Origin of the sequence: Enterobacter sp. 01-M-03-SI-ECC (assembly GCF_047530215.1) — a bacterium.
Classification (GTDB): Bacteria; Pseudomonadota; Gammaproteobacteria; order Enterobacterales; family Enterobacteriaceae; genus Enterobacter; species Enterobacter chengduensis.
In genome coordinates, this window is sequence record NZ_JBLKDA010000011.1 from 84,994 (window position 1) to 100,264 (window position 15,271).

At 55.9% G+C, this 15,271-nt stretch carries 15 protein-coding genes; 13 read left to right on the forward strand and 2 right to left on the reverse strand.

What is annotated here, in order from left to right; genetic code table 11:
- Nucleotides 1-29: 29 nt before the first annotated feature.
- Nucleotides 30-3,152, reverse strand: a complete 3,123-nt coding sequence (gene rne, locus ACMWKK_RS12380) for a ribonuclease E (RefSeq protein WP_112781869.1) — start codon at nt 3,150-3,152, stop codon at nt 30-32.
- Between the two features lie 572 nt (nt 3,153-3,724).
- Between rne and rluC the strand changes: the two genes are divergently transcribed.
- Nucleotides 3,725-4,672 (forward strand): 23S rRNA pseudouridine(955/2504/2580) synthase RluC, encoded by a 948-nt coding sequence (rluC, locus tag ACMWKK_RS12385; RefSeq protein ID WP_112781868.1) that lies wholly within the window; start codon nt 3,725-3,727, stop codon nt 4,670-4,672.
- Nucleotides 4,673-4,750: 78 nt separating this feature from the next.
- Here the strand turns inward: rluC and ACMWKK_RS12390 are convergent, their stop codons facing one another.
- Entirely contained in the window at nt 4,751-5,335 is a 585-nt protein-coding gene (locus tag ACMWKK_RS12390; RefSeq protein WP_112781867.1) for a Maf family protein, read from the reverse strand.
- 140 nt (nt 5,336-5,475) lie between these two features.
- Here ACMWKK_RS12390 and yceD point away from each other — a divergent pair, with 140 nt between their 5' ends.
- From yceD to holB, 12 genes are all read left to right on the forward strand, one after another.
- On the forward strand, nt 5,476-5,997 hold the full coding sequence (yceD, locus tag ACMWKK_RS12395; protein WP_014883375.1) for a 23S rRNA accumulation protein YceD: 522 nt from the start codon (nt 5,476-5,478) through the stop codon (nt 5,995-5,997).
- A gap of 16 nt (nt 5,998-6,013) precedes the next feature.
- A complete protein-coding gene (rpmF, locus tag ACMWKK_RS12400; RefSeq protein ID WP_003857964.1) occupies nt 6,014-6,187 on the forward strand; it encodes a 50S ribosomal protein L32 in 174 nt (57 codons plus the stop codon).
- An 80-nt stretch (nt 6,188-6,267) separates the two neighbouring features.
- Complete coding sequence (gene plsX / locus ACMWKK_RS12405; protein ID WP_059517976.1) at nt 6,268-7,302, forward strand: phosphate acyltransferase PlsX; 1,035 nt, start codon at nt 6,268-6,270, stop codon at nt 7,300-7,302.
- 6 nt (nt 7,303-7,308) lie between these two features.
- Nucleotides 7,309-8,262, forward strand: coding sequence for a beta-ketoacyl-ACP synthase III (locus ACMWKK_RS12410; RefSeq protein ID WP_112781866.1), 954 nt, complete (start codon nt 7,309-7,311; stop codon nt 8,260-8,262).
- A 15-nt stretch (nt 8,263-8,277) separates the two neighbouring features.
- Nucleotides 8,278-9,207: an ACP S-malonyltransferase gene (gene fabD / locus ACMWKK_RS12415; protein ID WP_045326966.1), complete on the forward strand. Its 930-nt coding sequence runs from the start codon at nt 8,278-8,280 to the stop codon at nt 9,205-9,207.
- A 12-nt stretch (nt 9,208-9,219) separates the two neighbouring features.
- A complete protein-coding gene (fabG, locus tag ACMWKK_RS12420) occupies nt 9,220-9,954 on the forward strand; it encodes a 3-oxoacyl-ACP reductase FabG (protein ID WP_045326967.1) in 735 nt (244 codons plus the stop codon).
- A 154-nt stretch (nt 9,955-10,108) separates the two neighbouring features.
- The gene (acpP, locus tag ACMWKK_RS12425) at nt 10,109-10,345 is read left to right on the forward strand and encodes an acyl carrier protein (RefSeq protein ID WP_003857954.1); all 237 of its coding nucleotides are present in this window, start codon (nt 10,109-10,111) and stop codon (nt 10,343-10,345) included.
- Between the two features lie 91 nt (nt 10,346-10,436).
- Nucleotides 10,437-11,678, forward strand: coding sequence for a beta-ketoacyl-ACP synthase II (gene fabF, locus ACMWKK_RS12430; RefSeq protein ID WP_032639670.1), 1,242 nt, complete (start codon nt 10,437-10,439; stop codon nt 11,676-11,678).
- A gap of 121 nt (nt 11,679-11,799) precedes the next feature.
- Nucleotides 11,800-12,609, forward strand: coding sequence for an aminodeoxychorismate lyase (pabC, locus tag ACMWKK_RS12435; protein ID WP_045326968.1), 810 nt, complete (start codon nt 11,800-11,802; stop codon nt 12,607-12,609).
- Nucleotides 12,610-12,611: 2 nt separating this feature from the next.
- The gene (gene yceG / locus ACMWKK_RS12440) at nt 12,612-13,634 is read left to right on the forward strand and encodes a cell division protein YceG (RefSeq protein ID WP_045326969.1); all 1,023 of its coding nucleotides are present in this window, start codon (nt 12,612-12,614) and stop codon (nt 13,632-13,634) included.
- On the forward strand, nt 13,624-14,265 hold the full coding sequence (gene tmk, locus ACMWKK_RS12445; RefSeq protein ID WP_047716234.1) for a dTMP kinase: 642 nt from the start codon (nt 13,624-13,626) through the stop codon (nt 14,263-14,265). The genes yceG and tmk overlap by 11 nt, the downstream gene beginning before the upstream one ends.
- A complete protein-coding gene (gene holB / locus ACMWKK_RS12450) occupies nt 14,262-15,266 on the forward strand; it encodes a DNA polymerase III subunit delta' (RefSeq protein ID WP_045326971.1) in 1,005 nt (334 codons plus the stop codon). Before tmk ends, holB begins: the two co-directional genes overlap by 4 nt.
- Nucleotides 15,267-15,271 lie beyond the last annotated feature (5 nt).

Consider the following 15,271-nt stretch of genomic DNA (forward strand, 5'->3'; position numbering starts at 1 on the left):
GAGGGTCGGCTTTTTACTTTTCAGCGTCGTTATTCGACGGACTGCGGACGGGTCGCCGGTGCAGTTGCCTGATGCGTTGCACTGTGGCCGCCTGCAGCGCCTTTACCTTCGAAGCTGAAGGCCGGGCGTACCCAGTCGCTGTGACGCGGGGCTTCAGGCACGTAATCCGGCGCCGGGGCGCGCGTCATGGGTGCTGTCGCCACGTGGGCAGCGGCTGGCGCAGAAACAACCGGCTCAGGCTTCACTTCCGGCGCTTTTGCTTCTTCAACAACCGGTTCAACCTGAATCTCAACGTCCTGAACGACTTCTTCAGGAGTGGTTTCGACGACGGTTTCAGCGCTGTCTTCGACCGCGGCGACCGGTTCAGCTTCTTCAGCGACTTCTTCAGCCACCGCGACATCTTCTTCAGCGATAAGCTGCGGAGCGGCTTCAACCGGCGCGGCAATCACTTCAGGGTGAGTGGTTTCAACTTCCACTGCGTGAGGGGCTTCCGTTTCAAGAGCCTGAGGCTCAACCACGGTTGCCGCTTCTGTCACCACCTCTTCAACCGCGGCGACAGGGGCAATCACCTCTTCGGTTACAGGCTGTTCTTCTACAACCTGCTCCGGGCGCGCAACCGGGTAGCGGATCCAGACTTTACCGGAGGCCATTTCTGGTGAAGCACAGGCAATGGTCAGCGGCATTGGAGACTGCGTCGGGTAACGCTCATCACGATAGCGGCGACGGCGCTGGCCGCTGACGCGCAGATGACGTGGAGAACGGCGTGAACGGCGCGGCATGCCGGCGTTATCACGGTTTTCACCGTTGTCATCCTGCTCTACGTTGTTATCAACAACCGCTGGCAGATCGACTTTCGCCACTTGTGTACCGGTGGTGCTCTCGCGGGTTTCAACCGCGACAACGGCTGACTCTTCGGCTACTTTAGAGGCGAAGCGAACTTTCTGAGCAAGCTGGCGCTGCTTACGACGCGGCATAACCTGAGTGCGTTCTTCCTGCTCGCCGTCCTGCTGTTCAACAGGCTCTACGCGGTTCAGGTTTTTGACTTCCTGCTGTGCCTGGCGCTTCTCGTCATTACGGCGACGGCTGCGTTCACGGCGCGGCTGCTGGTCATCACGCTGTTTGCTCTTCTCAGACTCATCGCCCGCCTGCTGGCGAATTTCACGATCTTCAACATTCTGCTGTTGTTTCTCGCGACGGTTACGACGGTTGTCTTCACGTTGCTCACGGCCTTCGCCATTCTCAGAGCGATTGTCACGGTTGTCACGACGCTCGCTACGGTCATTACGGTCGCTGCGGTCGTTACGATCGCGGCGGTTGTTCTGACGCTTACGGCGGTCCTGCTGACGCTCAGGCTTGGCTGCTTTTGGCTCTTCTTTCGGCTGCTCTGGCTGAACCTCTTCTTCGCCAGCAAACATCTTCTTCAGCGCGCCAAAGAAGCGGCTCAGCAGACCCGGCTGTGCCGGCTGGGCTTTCGCCACTGCGGCTTCAGGTTTCTGCGCTGCAGGCTTGGCCGCAGGTTTTTCCAGGGCCGCTTCCGGCGGTGCTTCAGGCATGATGAAGGTCGCTAACGCAGGCTGCTCTGGCAGTTTGCGCTCGGCGGGCTCTTCATCGGATGGCAGAGCCATCTCTTCTTCATGCAGCTTCGGCAGCAGGTAGCTGAGCGTGGAGGTCTCTTCACCTTTGCGGACGCGCAGCACGTGATAGTGCGGGGTTTCCATCTGATCGTTTGGCACGATGATGCAGCGAACGCCGCCCTGACGCGCTTCAATAGCGCTGACCGCTGCACGTTTTTCGTTCAGCAGGTAGGAGGCGATCGGCACAGGCACAATCGCGTGAACCTCTTTGGTATTTTCCTTCAGCGCTTCTTCTTCAATCAGACGCAGAATAGAGAGAGACAGAGATTCGTTATCACGTACGGTACCGGTGCCGGAGCAGCGCGGACAGACGTGATGGCTGGACTCGCCGAGAGACGGGCTCAGACGCTGGCGGGACATTTCCAGCAGGCCAAAGCGGGAGATATGGCTAATCTGGATACGCGCCCTGTCCTGACGCACCGCTTCGCGCAGACGGTTTTCTACCGCACGCTGGTGACGAACCGGGGTCATGTCGATGAAGTCGATAACAATCAGACCGCCCAGGTCGCGCAGGCGGAGCTGGCGGGCGATTTCATCAGCGGCTTCGAGGTTGGTGTTGAAGGCGGTCTCTTCGATATCGCCACCGCGCGTTGCGCGAGCGGAGTTGATATCGATAGCGGTCAGCGCTTCAGTGGAATCGATAACGATAGAGCCGCCGGACGGCAGACGCACTTCACGCTGGAAGGCGGACTCAATCTGGGATTCGATCTGGTAGTGGCTGAACAGCGGGATTTCACCGGTGTACAGTTTAATTTTGCTGGTGAAATCCGGACGGCCCAGCGCGGCAATGTGCTGGCGCGCCAGCTCAAGCACTTTCGGGTTGTCGATCAGAATCTCGCCGATATCCTGACGCAGGTAGTCACGGAAGGCACGCACGATCACGTTGCTTTCCTGGTGGATCAGGAACGGAGCAGGGCGGCTTTCCGCAGCTTTCTGGATAGCTTCCCAATGCTTCAGACGGAAGCTCAGGTCCCACTGCAGCGCTTCGGCGGATTTGCCAACGCCTGCGGTACGCACGATAAGCCCCATGCCGTCAGGCAGCTCAAGGCTTGCCAGCGCTTCTTTTAGCTCGGTACGGTCATCACCTTCGATACGGCGAGAGATGCCACCCGCACGCGGGTTGTTAGGCATCAGTACCAGATAGCTCCCTGCCAGGCTGATAAAGGTAGTCAGTGCGGCACCTTTGTTGCCACGCTCTTCTTTATCAATCTGAACGATAACTTCCTGACCTTCACGCAGAACATCTTTGATGTTTGGGCGGCCATGGGCGTTGTAGTTTGCAGGGAAATATTCGCGGGCGATTTCTTTCAGAGGGAGGAAACCATGACGCTCAGCACCGTAATCGACAAATGCAGCTTCAAGGCTTGGTTCAATGCGGGTGATTTTACCTTTGTAAATGTTCGCTTTTTTCTGTTCGTGTCCAGGACTTTCGATATCCAGATCGTACAGGCGCTGCCCATCCACAAGGGCGACACGCAACTCTTCTTGCTGAGTTGCGTTGATTAACATTCTTTTCATCGTAACTTACTCGTTATTCTTACATTGACGACAAAGCTGCGGGCAAGGTGACGCTTTCCGGGGTATGAACCGATGGCCTCGTGTCTGTTCACGTCGCCAACCTCACGGTTGTCGCTCGCTTAAGAGGCGCAGAGTGTCGGTTGCCTGTATTTCATACGGAAACACAGCGCAATTATCAGGGGAATTGCCTGGGTAGAACTCTCCAGAGAACAATCCTTATACCGGGAAGTACTGCAACCCGCAGCCCGCTAACTGCCTGAAAGATCAATACGTCTTACGCCATTGCTGCGTGGATGATCGGTCAGGCAAAATTGGTCATTCCGTCGACATCCTTACGTAACCAGGATTTAACACGGAAAACGGCTTCATTATTCCACTGCTCGCCGGGTTATAGCAAGATGACTTTTACCAATTATCACCCGGTTACTCACAGTTTTTTCACTTCAAGGTGGTGATTGGTTTAATAACCACCAAATCGATTGCGCGAAACCGAAGAGTGCCCGGATAAAAGTAAATATAAGCATAGAAAAATGAGTGGCGCTAATGGCTGACGATATTTAGAATCGCCAACCATGAAAACAGAGACTCCAGCCGTAAAAATGGTTGCTATCGCCGAAGATGACGCGGGGCAACGTATCGACAACTTTTTGCGTACCCAACTGAAAGGGGTACCGAAGAGCATGATTTACCGCATCCTGCGTAAGGGCGAGGTGCGGGTCAACAAAAAGCGCGTGAAGCCCGAGTACAAGCTCGAGGCGGGCGATGAAGTGCGTATTCCGCCGGTGCGCGTGGCAGAGCGTGAAGAAGAGACCGTTTCACCGAAGCTACAGAAAGTGGCGGCCCTGAGCGATGTTATTCTTTACGAAGACGACCATATTCTGGTGCTGAATAAACCGTCAGGAACGGCCGTTCATGGCGGTAGCGGTCTGAGCTTCGGCGTAATCGAAGGGCTGCGTGCCCTGCGCCCGGAAGCGCGCTTCCTTGAGCTGGTGCACCGTCTTGACCGCGACACTTCAGGTGTGCTGCTGGTGGCGAAAAAGCGTTCCGCGCTGCGTTCGCTGCATGAACAGCTGCGTGAGAAAGGGATGCAGAAAGACTATCTGGCGCTGGTGCGCGGCCAGTGGCAGTCCCATGTAAAAGTGGTTCAGGCGCCGCTGCTGAAGAACATTCTGCAAAGCGGTGAGCGTATTGTTCGCGTGAGCCAGGAAGGGAAACCGTCTGAGACGCGCTTTAAGGTTGAAGAGCGCTATGAGTTTGCCACGCTGGTGCGCTGCAGCCCGGTGACCGGCCGTACCCACCAGATCCGCGTGCATACGCAGTTTGCAGGGCACCCCATCGCGTTTGATGACCGCTATGGCGACCGCGAGTTTGATAAGCAGCTGGCAGGGACGGGCCTGTCGCGACTGTTCCTGCATGCGGCAGCGCTGAAGTTTACCCATCCGAATACCGGTGAAGCGATCCGTATTGAAGCGCCGCTGGATGAGCAGTTGAAACGCTGTCTTAAGGTTTTGCGCGGCTGATTTTTTGCCGGGTGGCGCTGCGCTTACCCGGCCTACGAAACCCGTAGGCCCATGCAAGCGAAGCGCCGCTGGGCAAAGTTACACCGTCAGCGGATTACACTCTTCTCTGCGCAACATCTGGCACAGTGCAATCAGCGGTAACCCCACCAGCGTATTCGGATCGCGACCGTCCAGCTTGTCGAACAGCGCAATTCCCAATCCTTCACTTTTAAAGCTCCCCGCGCAGTTAAGCGGCCGTTCCCGGCGCACGTAATCCATAATCTCTTGCTCGCTGAGATGACGGAAGTGTACGTCGAACGGCTCACACTCGGTTTGCAGATGGCCAGATGCGGAGTTATAGAGGGCAAGGCCGGTATAGAAGGTCACGATAGTACCGCGCGCGCGCATCAGCTGCTGGCAGGCGTTCTCCTCAGTATGGGGCTTGCCGGTGATTTCGCCGTCCAGCACGCAAACCTGATCGGAGCCTATAATCAAATGCGAAGGGTAGCGTGCGGCCAGCGACTGCGCTTTCTCCTTGGCAAGACGCGTCACCAGATGACGCGGTGATTCACCCGGCTGTGGCGTCTCATCCACCTCTGGCGCGGCGCATTCAAACGGGATCCCGAGCTTTTCCAGCAGCATTCGGCGGTAGGGAGACGTGGAAGCAAGGACGAGATTTGGCATATTTTTATCACCAGATATAGCGTATCGATGCCAGCCATTTTAAACTACAGGCCGCAATGTGTGCGAATAATTGGCAAAAGGCAGCTCTGGTTGCCTTTTTCTTTGACTCTATGACGTTACAAAGTTAATATGCGCGCCCTATGCAAAAGGTAAAATTACCCCTGACTCTTGATCCGGTTCGTACGGCTCAAAAACGCCTCGATTACGAAGGTATCTATACTTCCGATCAGGCTGAGCGTATTGCCGAATCCGTAGTCAGTGTGGACAGTGATGTAGAATGCTCCATGTCGTTCGCTATCGACAACCAGCGTCTCGCCGTTTTAACCGGTGATGCAAAGGTGACGGTAACGCTCGAGTGTCAGCGTTGCGGGAAACCGTTTGTACAGCATGTTCACACAACGTATTGTTTCAGTCCGGTTCGTTCTGACGAACAGGCTGAAGCACTCCCGGAAGCGTATGAGCCGATTGAGGTTAACGAATTCGGTGAAATCGATCTGCTGGCTTTGGTTGAAGATGAAATCATCCTCACCTTGCCAGTGGTTCCGGTGCATGATTCTGAACACTGTGAAGTGTCCGAGGCGGACATGGTCTTTGGGGAACTGCCTGATGAAGCGCAAAAACCAAACCCATTTGCCGTATTAGCCAGCTTAAAGCGTAAGTAATTGAGGAGTAAGGTCCATGGCCGTACAACAGAATAAACCAACCCGTTCCAAACGTGGCATGCGTCGTTCCCATGACGCGCTGACTGCAGTTACCAGCCTGTCTGTAGACAAGACTTCTGGTGAGAAACACCTGCGTCACCACATCACCGCTGACGGTTTCTACCGCGGCCGCAAGGTTATCACTAAGTAATCACGCGCAAGCGTGATTAGGCTTAGTGAGGATTTCCCCGTGCAAGCGGGGAATTTACCGAACCAGGCTGCGACGATACCTTGACACGTCTAACCCTGGCGTTAGATGTCATGGGGGGAGATTTTGGCCCTTCCGTGACAGTGCCTGCAGCATTGCAGGCACTGAATTCTAATTCGCAACTCACACTTCTTTTAGTCGGCAATCCCGACACAATCACGCCATTACTCGCAAAAGCTGACTTTGAACAACGTTCACGTCTGCAGATTATTCCTGCGCAGTCAGTTATTGCCAGTGATGCCCGACCCTCGCAGGCGATTCGCAACAGTCGTGGCAGCTCGATGCGGATAGCGCTGGAGCTGGTGAAAGAGGGGCGAGCCCAGGCTTGCGTTAGCGCGGGGAATACCGGCGCGCTGATGGGGCTGTCGAAATTGCTGCTCAAACCGATTGACGGTATTGAGCGCCCGGCGCTGGTGACGGTGTTACCGCATCAGCAGAAGGGCAAGACGGTAGTGCTCGATTTGGGCGCTAACGTCGACTGTGATAGTACTATGCTGGCCCAGTTTGCCGTGATGGGAGCGGTGCTGGCAGAAGAAGTGGTCGGGATCAACACGCCCCGTGTTGCGTTACTGAACATTGGTGAAGAAGAGACCAAAGGCCTGGACAGCATTCGCGAAGCGGCTGAATTGCTCAAACAGGTTCCCTCCATCAACTATATTGGTTATCTCGAAGCCAATGAGTTGTTGACGGGGAAAACGGATGTTCTGGTGTGCGATGGCTTCACCGGAAACGTCACGTTGAAGACCATGGAAGGGGTCGTGCGCATGTTTCTTTCTCTGCTGAAATCTCAGGGAGAAGGCAAAAAAAGCGCCTGGTGGCTGATTTTATTGAAGCGTTGGTTACAAAAAAGCCTGACGCGGCGATTCAGTCACCTCAACCCCGACCAGTATAATGGCGCCTGTCTGTTAGGATTGCGCGGCATCGTGATTAAGAGTCATGGCGCCGCCAATCAGCGAGCATTTGCTGTCGCGATTGAACAGGCAGTGCAGGCGGTGCAGCGACAAGTCCCTCAGCGGATTGCCGCTCGCCTGGAATCTGTATTAGCTAAAAGTGACTGAGCGTACATGTATACGAAGATTTTAGGTACCGGCAGCTACCTGCCAAAACAAGTGCGTACCAACGCCGATCTGGAAAAAATGGTAGATACGTCTGACGAGTGGATTGTCACGCGCACAGGTATCCGTGAACGTCGTATTGCCGCGCCAGACGAAACCGTGTCGACCATGGGTTACGAAGCCGCACAGCGTGCTATCGAGATGGCGGGCATTGATAAAGAACAGATTGGCCTGATCGTGGTTGCCACGACGTCTGCCACGCATGCTTTCCCAAGCGCGGCGTGCCAGGTGCAAAACATGCTCGGTATTAAAGGCTGCCCGGCGTTTGACGTCGCTGCCGCGTGCGCAGGCTTCACCTATGCGCTGAGCGTTGCCGATCAGTACGTGAAATCCGGTGCCGTTAAATATGCGCTGGTAATCGGTGCTGACGTGCTGGCGCGTACCTGCGATCCGACCGATCGCGGAACGATCATTATTTTTGGTGATGGTGCGGGCGCGGTGCTGCTGGGGCAGTCCGAAGAGCCGGGCATCATCTCTACGCATCTGCATGCTGATGGCAGCTATGGCGAACTGTTGACGCTCCCTAACGCCGATCGCATGAATCCGGATAACTCGATCTACCTGACCATGGCAGGGAACGAGGTGTTCAAGGTGGCAGTGACTGAGCTTGCGCACATTGTCGATGAAACGCTGGAAGCGAATAACCTTGAGCGCTCCGCGCTTGACTGGCTGGTGCCGCACCAGGCGAACCTGCGTATCATCAGTGCGACCGCGAAAAAGCTGGGCATGTCGATGGATAACGTTGTGGTGACGCTGGACCGTCACGGCAACACCTCTGCGGCGTCGGTACCGTGCGCATTTGATGAAGCGGTACGCGATGGACGAATCAAACGGGGCCAGTTGGTCTTGCTTGAAGCCTTCGGTGGCGGGTTCACCTGGGGTTCCGCGCTGGTTCGTTTCTAGTATAAGGAATAAAAAATGACGCAATTTGCTTTTGTGTTCCCGGGCCAGGGCTCTCAGACCGTTGGGATGTTGTCTGAAATGGCAGCAACCTATCCGGTCATTGAAGAGACTTTCCGTGAAGCTTCTGATGCACTGGGTTATGATTTATGGGCGCTGACCCAGCAGGGGCCGGCCGAAGAACTGAACAAAACCTGGCAGACGCAGCCCGCGCTGCTGACCGCCTCCGTTGCGCTGTGGCGCGTCTGGCAGCAGCAGGGCGGTAAAGCGCCAGCCCTGCTCGCCGGTCACAGCCTGGGCGAATACTCTGCGCTGGTGTGTGCCGGTGTGATCGCGTTTGCTGACGCGGTACGCCTGGTGGAGCTGCGCGGTAAATTCATGCAGGAAGCGGTGCCAGAAGGCACGGGCGGCATGTCAGCCATCATCGGTCTGGATGATGCGGCCATTGCAAAAGCGTGTGAAGAGTCTGCTGAAGGTCAGGTTGTCTCTCCGGTAAACTTCAACTCGCCGGGCCAGGTGGTTATTGCCGGTCATAAAGAAGCGGTTGAACGTGCGGGTGCGGCCTGTAAAGCAGCCGGTGCTAAGCGTGCGCTGCCGCTGCCGGTCAGCGTGCCGTCCCACTGTGCACTGATGAAGCCTGCTGCTGAGAAGCTGGCGGTTGAGCTCGAAAAAATTACGTTTAACGCACCGACGATTTCCGTTGTGAACAACGTCGATGTGAAATGCGAAACCACGCCGGAAGCGATCCGCGATGCGCTGGTTCGCCAGCTCTACAGCCCGGTACAGTGGACCAAAACCGTTGAGTTTATGGCCGCGGAGGGCGTTGAGCATCTGTATGAAGTCGGCCCAGGTAAAGTCCTCACCGGCCTGACAAAACGTATTGTTGACACCCTGACAGCCTCGGCGATTAACGAGCCGGAAGCCATGTCAGCGGCACTCTCGCAATAAAAGAGGAATACCATGAGTTTTGAAGGAAAAATCGCCCTGGTCACTGGCGCAAGCCGCGGTATCGGGCGTGCAATTGCTGAAACACTGGTTGCGCGCGGCGCGAAGGTGATTGGTACAGCAACCAGCGAGAATGGCGCTAAGGCCATCAGCGACTATCTGGGTGCGAACGGTAAAGGTCTGGTACTGAATGTGACTGAACCTGCATCTATCGAATCTGTTCTGGAAAATATTCGCGCAGAGTTTGGCGAAGTGGACATTCTGGTAAACAATGCCGGGATCACTCGCGATAACCTGTTAATGCGAATGAAAGACGACGAGTGGAACGATATCATCGAAACCAACCTGTCATCTGTATTCCGTCTGTCAAAAGCGGTAATGCGCGCTATGATGAAAAAGCGTCATGGTCGTATTATCACTGTCGGTTCTGTGGTTGGTACCATGGGAAATGCTGGTCAGGCTAACTACGCTGCGGCGAAAGCGGGTCTGATCGGTTTCAGTAAGTCGCTGGCGCGTGAAGTTGCGTCCCGCGGTATTACGGTAAACGTTGTTGCTCCGGGCTTTATTGAAACGGACATGACGCGTGCGCTGACGGACGATCAGCGTGCGGGTACGCTGGCGGCAGTTCCGGCGGGTCGTCTTGGCGACCCAAAAGAAATCGCCAGTGCGGTTGCATTTTTAGCCTCTGACGAAGCGGGTTACATCACTGGTGAGACCCTCCACGTCAACGGCGGGATGTACATGGTTTAATCACGATCAAAAATATTTGCGTTATTAGGGCGAATGGCCTCAAAATAACGTAAAATCGTGGTAAGAACTGCCGGGATTTAGTTGCAAATTTTTCAACATTTTATACACTACGAAAACCATCGCGAAAGCGAGTTTTGATAGGAAATTTAAGAGTATGAGCACTATCGAAGAACGCGTTAAGAAAATTATCGGCGAACAGCTGGGCGTTAAGCAGGAAGAAGTTGTGAACTCCGCTTCCTTCGTTGAAGACCTGGGCGCAGATTCTCTTGACACCGTTGAGCTGGTAATGGCTCTGGAAGAAGAGTTTGATACTGAGATTCCGGACGAAGAAGCTGAGAAGATCACCACCGTTCAGGCTGCCATTGATTACATCAACGGTCACCAGGCGTAAGTGAACATCTCCAGGCGGTCATTCGACCGCCTGAGTTTTATCTTTTTTAGTCCCACGAATCTCTTTTTTTATCCCTCCCTGGAGGACAAACGTGTCTAAGCGTCGTGTAGTTGTGACCGGACTTGGCATGTTGTCTCCTGTCGGCAATACCGTAGAGTCCACCTGGAAAGCTCTCCTTGCCGGTCAGAGCGGCATCAGCCTAATCGACCATTTCGATACTAGCGCCTATGCAACGAAATTTGCTGGCTTAGTAAAGGATTTTAACTGTGAAGAGATCATCTCGCGCAAAGAACAGCGCAAGATGGATGCCTTCATTCAATATGGAATTGTCGCTGGCGTTCAGGCCATGCAGGATTCTGGCCTTGAGATTACGGAAGAGAACGCAACCCGTATCGGCGCCGCTATTGGCTCCGGGATTGGCGGTCTTGGCCTGATTGAGGAAAACCATACATCTCTGATGAATGGCGGCCCGCGTAAGATCAGCCCGTTCTTCGTTCCGTCCACGATTGTTAACATGGTGGCGGGTCACCTGACCATCATGTTCGGCCTGCGTGGGCCAAGCATTTCTATCGCGACCGCCTGTACGTCTGGCGTACATAACATCGGCCAGGCCGCGCGCATTATTGCGTACGGCGATGCAGATGCTATGGTTGCGGGCGGTGCTGAAAAAGCCAGTACCCCACTGGGTGTTGGCGGTTTTGGTGCGGCGCGTGCGCTGTCTACCCGTAATGATAATCCGCAGGCGGCGAGCCGTCCGTGGGATAAAGACCGTGACGGCTTCGTGCTGGGCGACGGGGCGGGCATGATCGTACTGGAAGAGTACGAACACGCGAAAAAACGCGGTGCGAAAATTTATGCTGAAGTCGTTGGCTTTGGTATGAGCAGCGATGCGTATCACATGACGTCTCCTCCTGAGAACGGCGCGGGTGCCGCGCTGGCGATGGAAAACGCGATTCGTGATGCGGGTATTACCCCAGCACAAATTGGCTACGTGAACGCGCACGGTACCTCTACGCCTGCAGGCGATAAAGCGGAAGCTCAGGCGGTTAAGTCTATCTTCGGCGAATCTGCCAGCCGCGTACTGGTCAGCTCGACGAAATCCATGACCGGTCACCTGTTGGGTGCGGCGGGTGCGGTAGAGTCCATCTACTCCATCCTTGCGCTGCGCGATCAGGCTGTGCCGCCAACCATCAACCTGGATAACCCGGATGAAGGTTGCGATCTGGACTTCGTGCCTCACGAAGCGCGTCAGGTTAGCGGTATGGAGTACACCCTGTGTAACTCCTTCGGCTTCGGCGGCACCAACGGTTCTCTGATCTTCAAAAAGATCTGATCCTGACGTCCCGATAGCGTTTAAAAAGGTCCGCTTGCCGGGCCTTTTTTTATTCAGCCTAATCTTCTTGTCGGCTGCATGACATCCTGCCAGACTAAACGCCCACGCATAAGGAGCCACCATGTTTTTAATCAATGGCCTTGAGCAGGACACGCTGCCTGCCAGCGACAGGGCGATACAGTTCGGTGATGGTTGCTTTACGACGGCGCGCATTCTGGACGGCGAGGTCTGCCTGCTTGAGGCGCACATTCGTCGCCTGCAGCATGCCTGTGAAACGCTAATGATCCCCTTTACGCTCTGGGACGCACTGCGCCAGGAAATGTGCCAGCTCGCATCCGGCAAGCCTGGCGGCGTACTCAAGGTTATCATCAGCCGCGGCAGCGGTGGCCGGGGTTACAGCGCCGCAGCGTGTCTTAACCCCACGCGTATTCTCTCCGTTTCTGCTTATCCCGCGCACTACTCTCGCTGGCGAGAGGACGGCGTCACGCTGACGCTGAGCCCAATACGGCTGGGACGAAACCCGATGCTGGCCGGGCTTAAGCATCTCAATCGCCTTGAGCAGGTGCTCATTCGTACTCAACTTGAACAGACAGACGCCGATGAGGCGCTGGTTCTTGACAGCGAAGGGTTCATTACGGAATGCTGTGCGGCTAATTTATTCTGGCGGCAGGGGGAAGAGGTGTTTACGCCGTCGCTGGAACACGCTGGCGTAAATGGATTAATGCGTCAGTTTTGTCTGGATCGGCTGGCACGCTCTGGCTTTCGCGTTGTCGAAGTTAGCGCAGGAGAAGCCGCCCTACAGACCGCGGATGAAGTCATCATTTGCAATGCGCTGATGCCTGTTGTACCGGTCCGTGCGTATGGCCACCAACGCTGGTCTTCGCGCGAGCTGTTTCAGTTTTTAGCCCCGATATGTGAGCAAACCAGATAGTCATGAAAAAAATGTTGCGCTTTGTCCTTATCCTCATCGTTGCGCTGGGCGTCGCTGGCGGAGCTGGCGTATGGAAAGTTCGCCAGCTGGCGAACAGCAAGATCCTGGTTAAAGACGAAACGATCTTTACCCTGAAAGCAGGAACCGGCCGTCAGGCGCTTGGGGAACAGCTTTATGGCGACAAGATCATTAATCGTCCACGGGTATTCCAGTGGCTATTGCGCGTTGAACCGGAGCTGTCACATTTCAAGGCCGGGACCTATCGCTTTACGCCGGGAATGACCGTCAGAGAGATGCTGCAGCTGCTGGAAAGCGGCAAAGAAGCCCAGTTCCCCCTGCGGTTTGTGGAAGGGATGCGCCTGAGCGATTACCTCAAACAGCTGCGCGATGCGCCGTATATCAAACATACGTTAAAAGACGACAGCTATCAGACGGTAGCTGAAGCGCTGAAGCTTGAACACCCGGAATGGGTGGAAGGCTGGTTCTGGCCCGACACCTGGATGTACACGGCCGGCACGACCGATGTGGCGATCCTGAAGCGGGCGCACAAAAAAATGGTCGCCGCCGTCGATGCCGCCTGGGAAGGCCGAATGGAAGGATTGCCTTACAGCGATCGGAACCAGTTCGTGACCATGGCCTCGATCATCGAGAAAGAGACGGCCGTGCCAGCGGAGCGCGATCGCGTGGCGTCAGTATTTATCAACCGTCTGCGCATCGGCATGCGTCTGCAAACCGACCCTACCGTTATTTACGGCATGGGCGAGAGCTACAGCGGAAAGATTTCGAGGAAAGATCTCGAGACGCCAACGGCGTATAATACCTACGTGATTAGCGGCCTGCCGCCAGGCCCGATTGCCACGCCGAGCGAAGCGTCGCTCAACGCCGCCGCGCATCCGGCGAAAACACCGTATCTCTATTTTGTGGCTGATGGAAAAGGGGGGCATACCTTTAACACCAACCTTGCCAGCCACAATCGCTCCGTTCAGGACTATCTGAAGGCACTTAAGGAAAAAAATGCGCAGTAAATACATTGTCATTGAGGGACTCGAAGGGGCGGGTAAAACCACCGCCCGCAACGTGGTGGTGGATACGCTCAACGCGCTTGGCGTGGTGGACATGGTATTCACCCGCGAGCCGGGCGGCACGCAGCTGGCTGAAAAGCTGCGCAGCCTGGTGCTGGATATTAAATCCGTCGGCGACGAGGTTATCACTGACAAAGCCGAAGTGCTGATGTTCTACGCGGCACGCGTTCAGCTGGTTGAGACGGTGATTAAGCCTGCCCTGGCCAGCGGCAAGTGGGTAATTGGCGATCGTCACGATCTGTCCACTCAGGCGTATCAGGGCGGAGGTCGCGGTATTGACCAGACCATGCTGGCAACGCTGCGCAATGCCGTATTAGGTGATTTTCGCCCCGACCTGACGCTCTATCTCGATGTGACCCCGGAAGTGGGCCTCAAGCGCGCCCGCGCGCGCGGCGAGCTGGATCGCATTGAACAGGAGTCGTTTGATTTCTTTAACCGCACCCGCGCGCGCTATCTTGAACTGGCCGCACAGGACAGCTCCATTCGCACCATCAACGCAACGCAATCCCTGGACGACGTTACGCGTGACATTCAGCAAACCGTTACGCAGTGGGTGCAGGAGCAGCAGGCATGAAATGGTATCCATGGTTGCGCCCGCACTTTGAACAGCTGATCGGCAGCTATCAGGCGGGTCGGGGGCATCATGCGTTACTGATTCAGGCCTTGCCGGGAATGGGCGACGATGCGCTGATTTACGCCATCGCCCGTTTTCTGATGTGTCAGCAGCCGGAAGGGCACAAGAGCTGTGGCAAATGCCGCGGCTGCCAGCTGATGCAGGCGGGCACGCATCCTGACTACTATACGCTTGAGCCTGAGAAGGGCAAAAGCGCGCTCGGTATTGATGCCGTGCGTGAAGTCAGTGAAAAATTGTATGAACACGCGCGGCTGGGCGGCGCGAAGGTGGTCTGGCTTAAAGACGCAACGCTGCTGACCGAGGCGGCGGCTAACGCCCTGCTAAAAACCCTGGAAGAGCCGCCGGTAAAAACGTGGTTCTTCCTCTCATGCCGTGACCCGGGACGCTTGCTGGCGACGTTGCGCAGCCGCTGTCGTCTTCATCACCTGGCGGTGCCTCAGGAATCGTGGGCGCTGAGCTGGCTTGCGCGCGAGGTGACAACGTCACAAGAAAGCGCGCTGACCGCGTTACGCCTGAGCAGCGGTGCGCCCGCGGCGGCGCTGGCGCTGCTGCAACCTGACGTCTGGTCAGAGCGAGAAACGCTTTGCCGGGCCGTCGAAGCGGCGCTCGATAACCGTGACTGGCTCAGTTTACTGCCCGCGCTGAACAGCGATCGGGTGGTGGAGCGTCTGCACTGGCTGGCCTCCCTGCTGTTGGATGCGCTTAAAATCCAGCAGGGGGCAACGCTGCTGACCAATCCGGACGCGTGGCCGCTGGTCAATACGCTGGCGAACCGCCTCTCAGGGGCGATTCTGCGCGCGGTGCTTCATGAAGTTTGCCACAGCCGTGAACAGCTTTTAACCGTGACGGGTCTTAATCGCGAGCTTTTACTGACCGACCAGTTACTGCGTATTGAACACTACCTGCAACCCGGCGTTACGCCGCCGGTTTCCCATCTCTGAGAGAG

Excerpts from the sequence above, each read along its gene's own strand:
- rne (WP_112781869.1), bottom strand. The coding sequence starts at position 3,152 with ATGAAAAGAATGTTAATCAACGCAACTCAGCAAGAAGAGTTGCGTGTC.
- rluC (WP_112781868.1), top strand. The coding sequence starts at position 3,725 with ATGAAAACAGAGACTCCAGCCGTAAAAATGGTTGCTATCGCCGAAGAT.
- ACMWKK_RS12390 (WP_112781867.1), bottom strand. The coding sequence starts at position 5,335 with ATGCCAAATCTCGTCCTTGCTTCCACGTCTCCCTACCGCCGAATGCTG.
- yceD (WP_014883375.1), top strand. The coding sequence starts at position 5,476 with ATGCAAAAGGTAAAATTACCCCTGACTCTTGATCCGGTTCGTACGGCT.
- rpmF (WP_003857964.1), top strand. The coding sequence starts at position 6,014 with ATGGCCGTACAACAGAATAAACCAACCCGTTCCAAACGTGGCATGCGT.
- ACMWKK_RS12410 (WP_112781866.1), top strand. The coding sequence starts at position 7,309 with ATGTATACGAAGATTTTAGGTACCGGCAGCTACCTGCCAAAACAAGTG.
- fabD (WP_045326966.1), top strand. The coding sequence starts at position 8,278 with ATGACGCAATTTGCTTTTGTGTTCCCGGGCCAGGGCTCTCAGACCGTT.
- fabG (WP_045326967.1), top strand. The coding sequence starts at position 9,220 with ATGAGTTTTGAAGGAAAAATCGCCCTGGTCACTGGCGCAAGCCGCGGT.
- acpP (WP_003857954.1), top strand. The coding sequence starts at position 10,109 with ATGAGCACTATCGAAGAACGCGTTAAGAAAATTATCGGCGAACAGCTG.
- pabC (WP_045326968.1), top strand. The coding sequence starts at position 11,800 with ATGTTTTTAATCAATGGCCTTGAGCAGGACACGCTGCCTGCCAGCGAC.
- yceG (WP_045326969.1), top strand. The coding sequence starts at position 12,612 with ATGAAAAAAATGTTGCGCTTTGTCCTTATCCTCATCGTTGCGCTGGGC.
- tmk (WP_047716234.1), top strand. The coding sequence starts at position 13,624 with ATGCGCAGTAAATACATTGTCATTGAGGGACTCGAAGGGGCGGGTAAA.
- holB (WP_045326971.1), top strand. The coding sequence starts at position 14,262 with ATGAAATGGTATCCATGGTTGCGCCCGCACTTTGAACAGCTGATCGGC.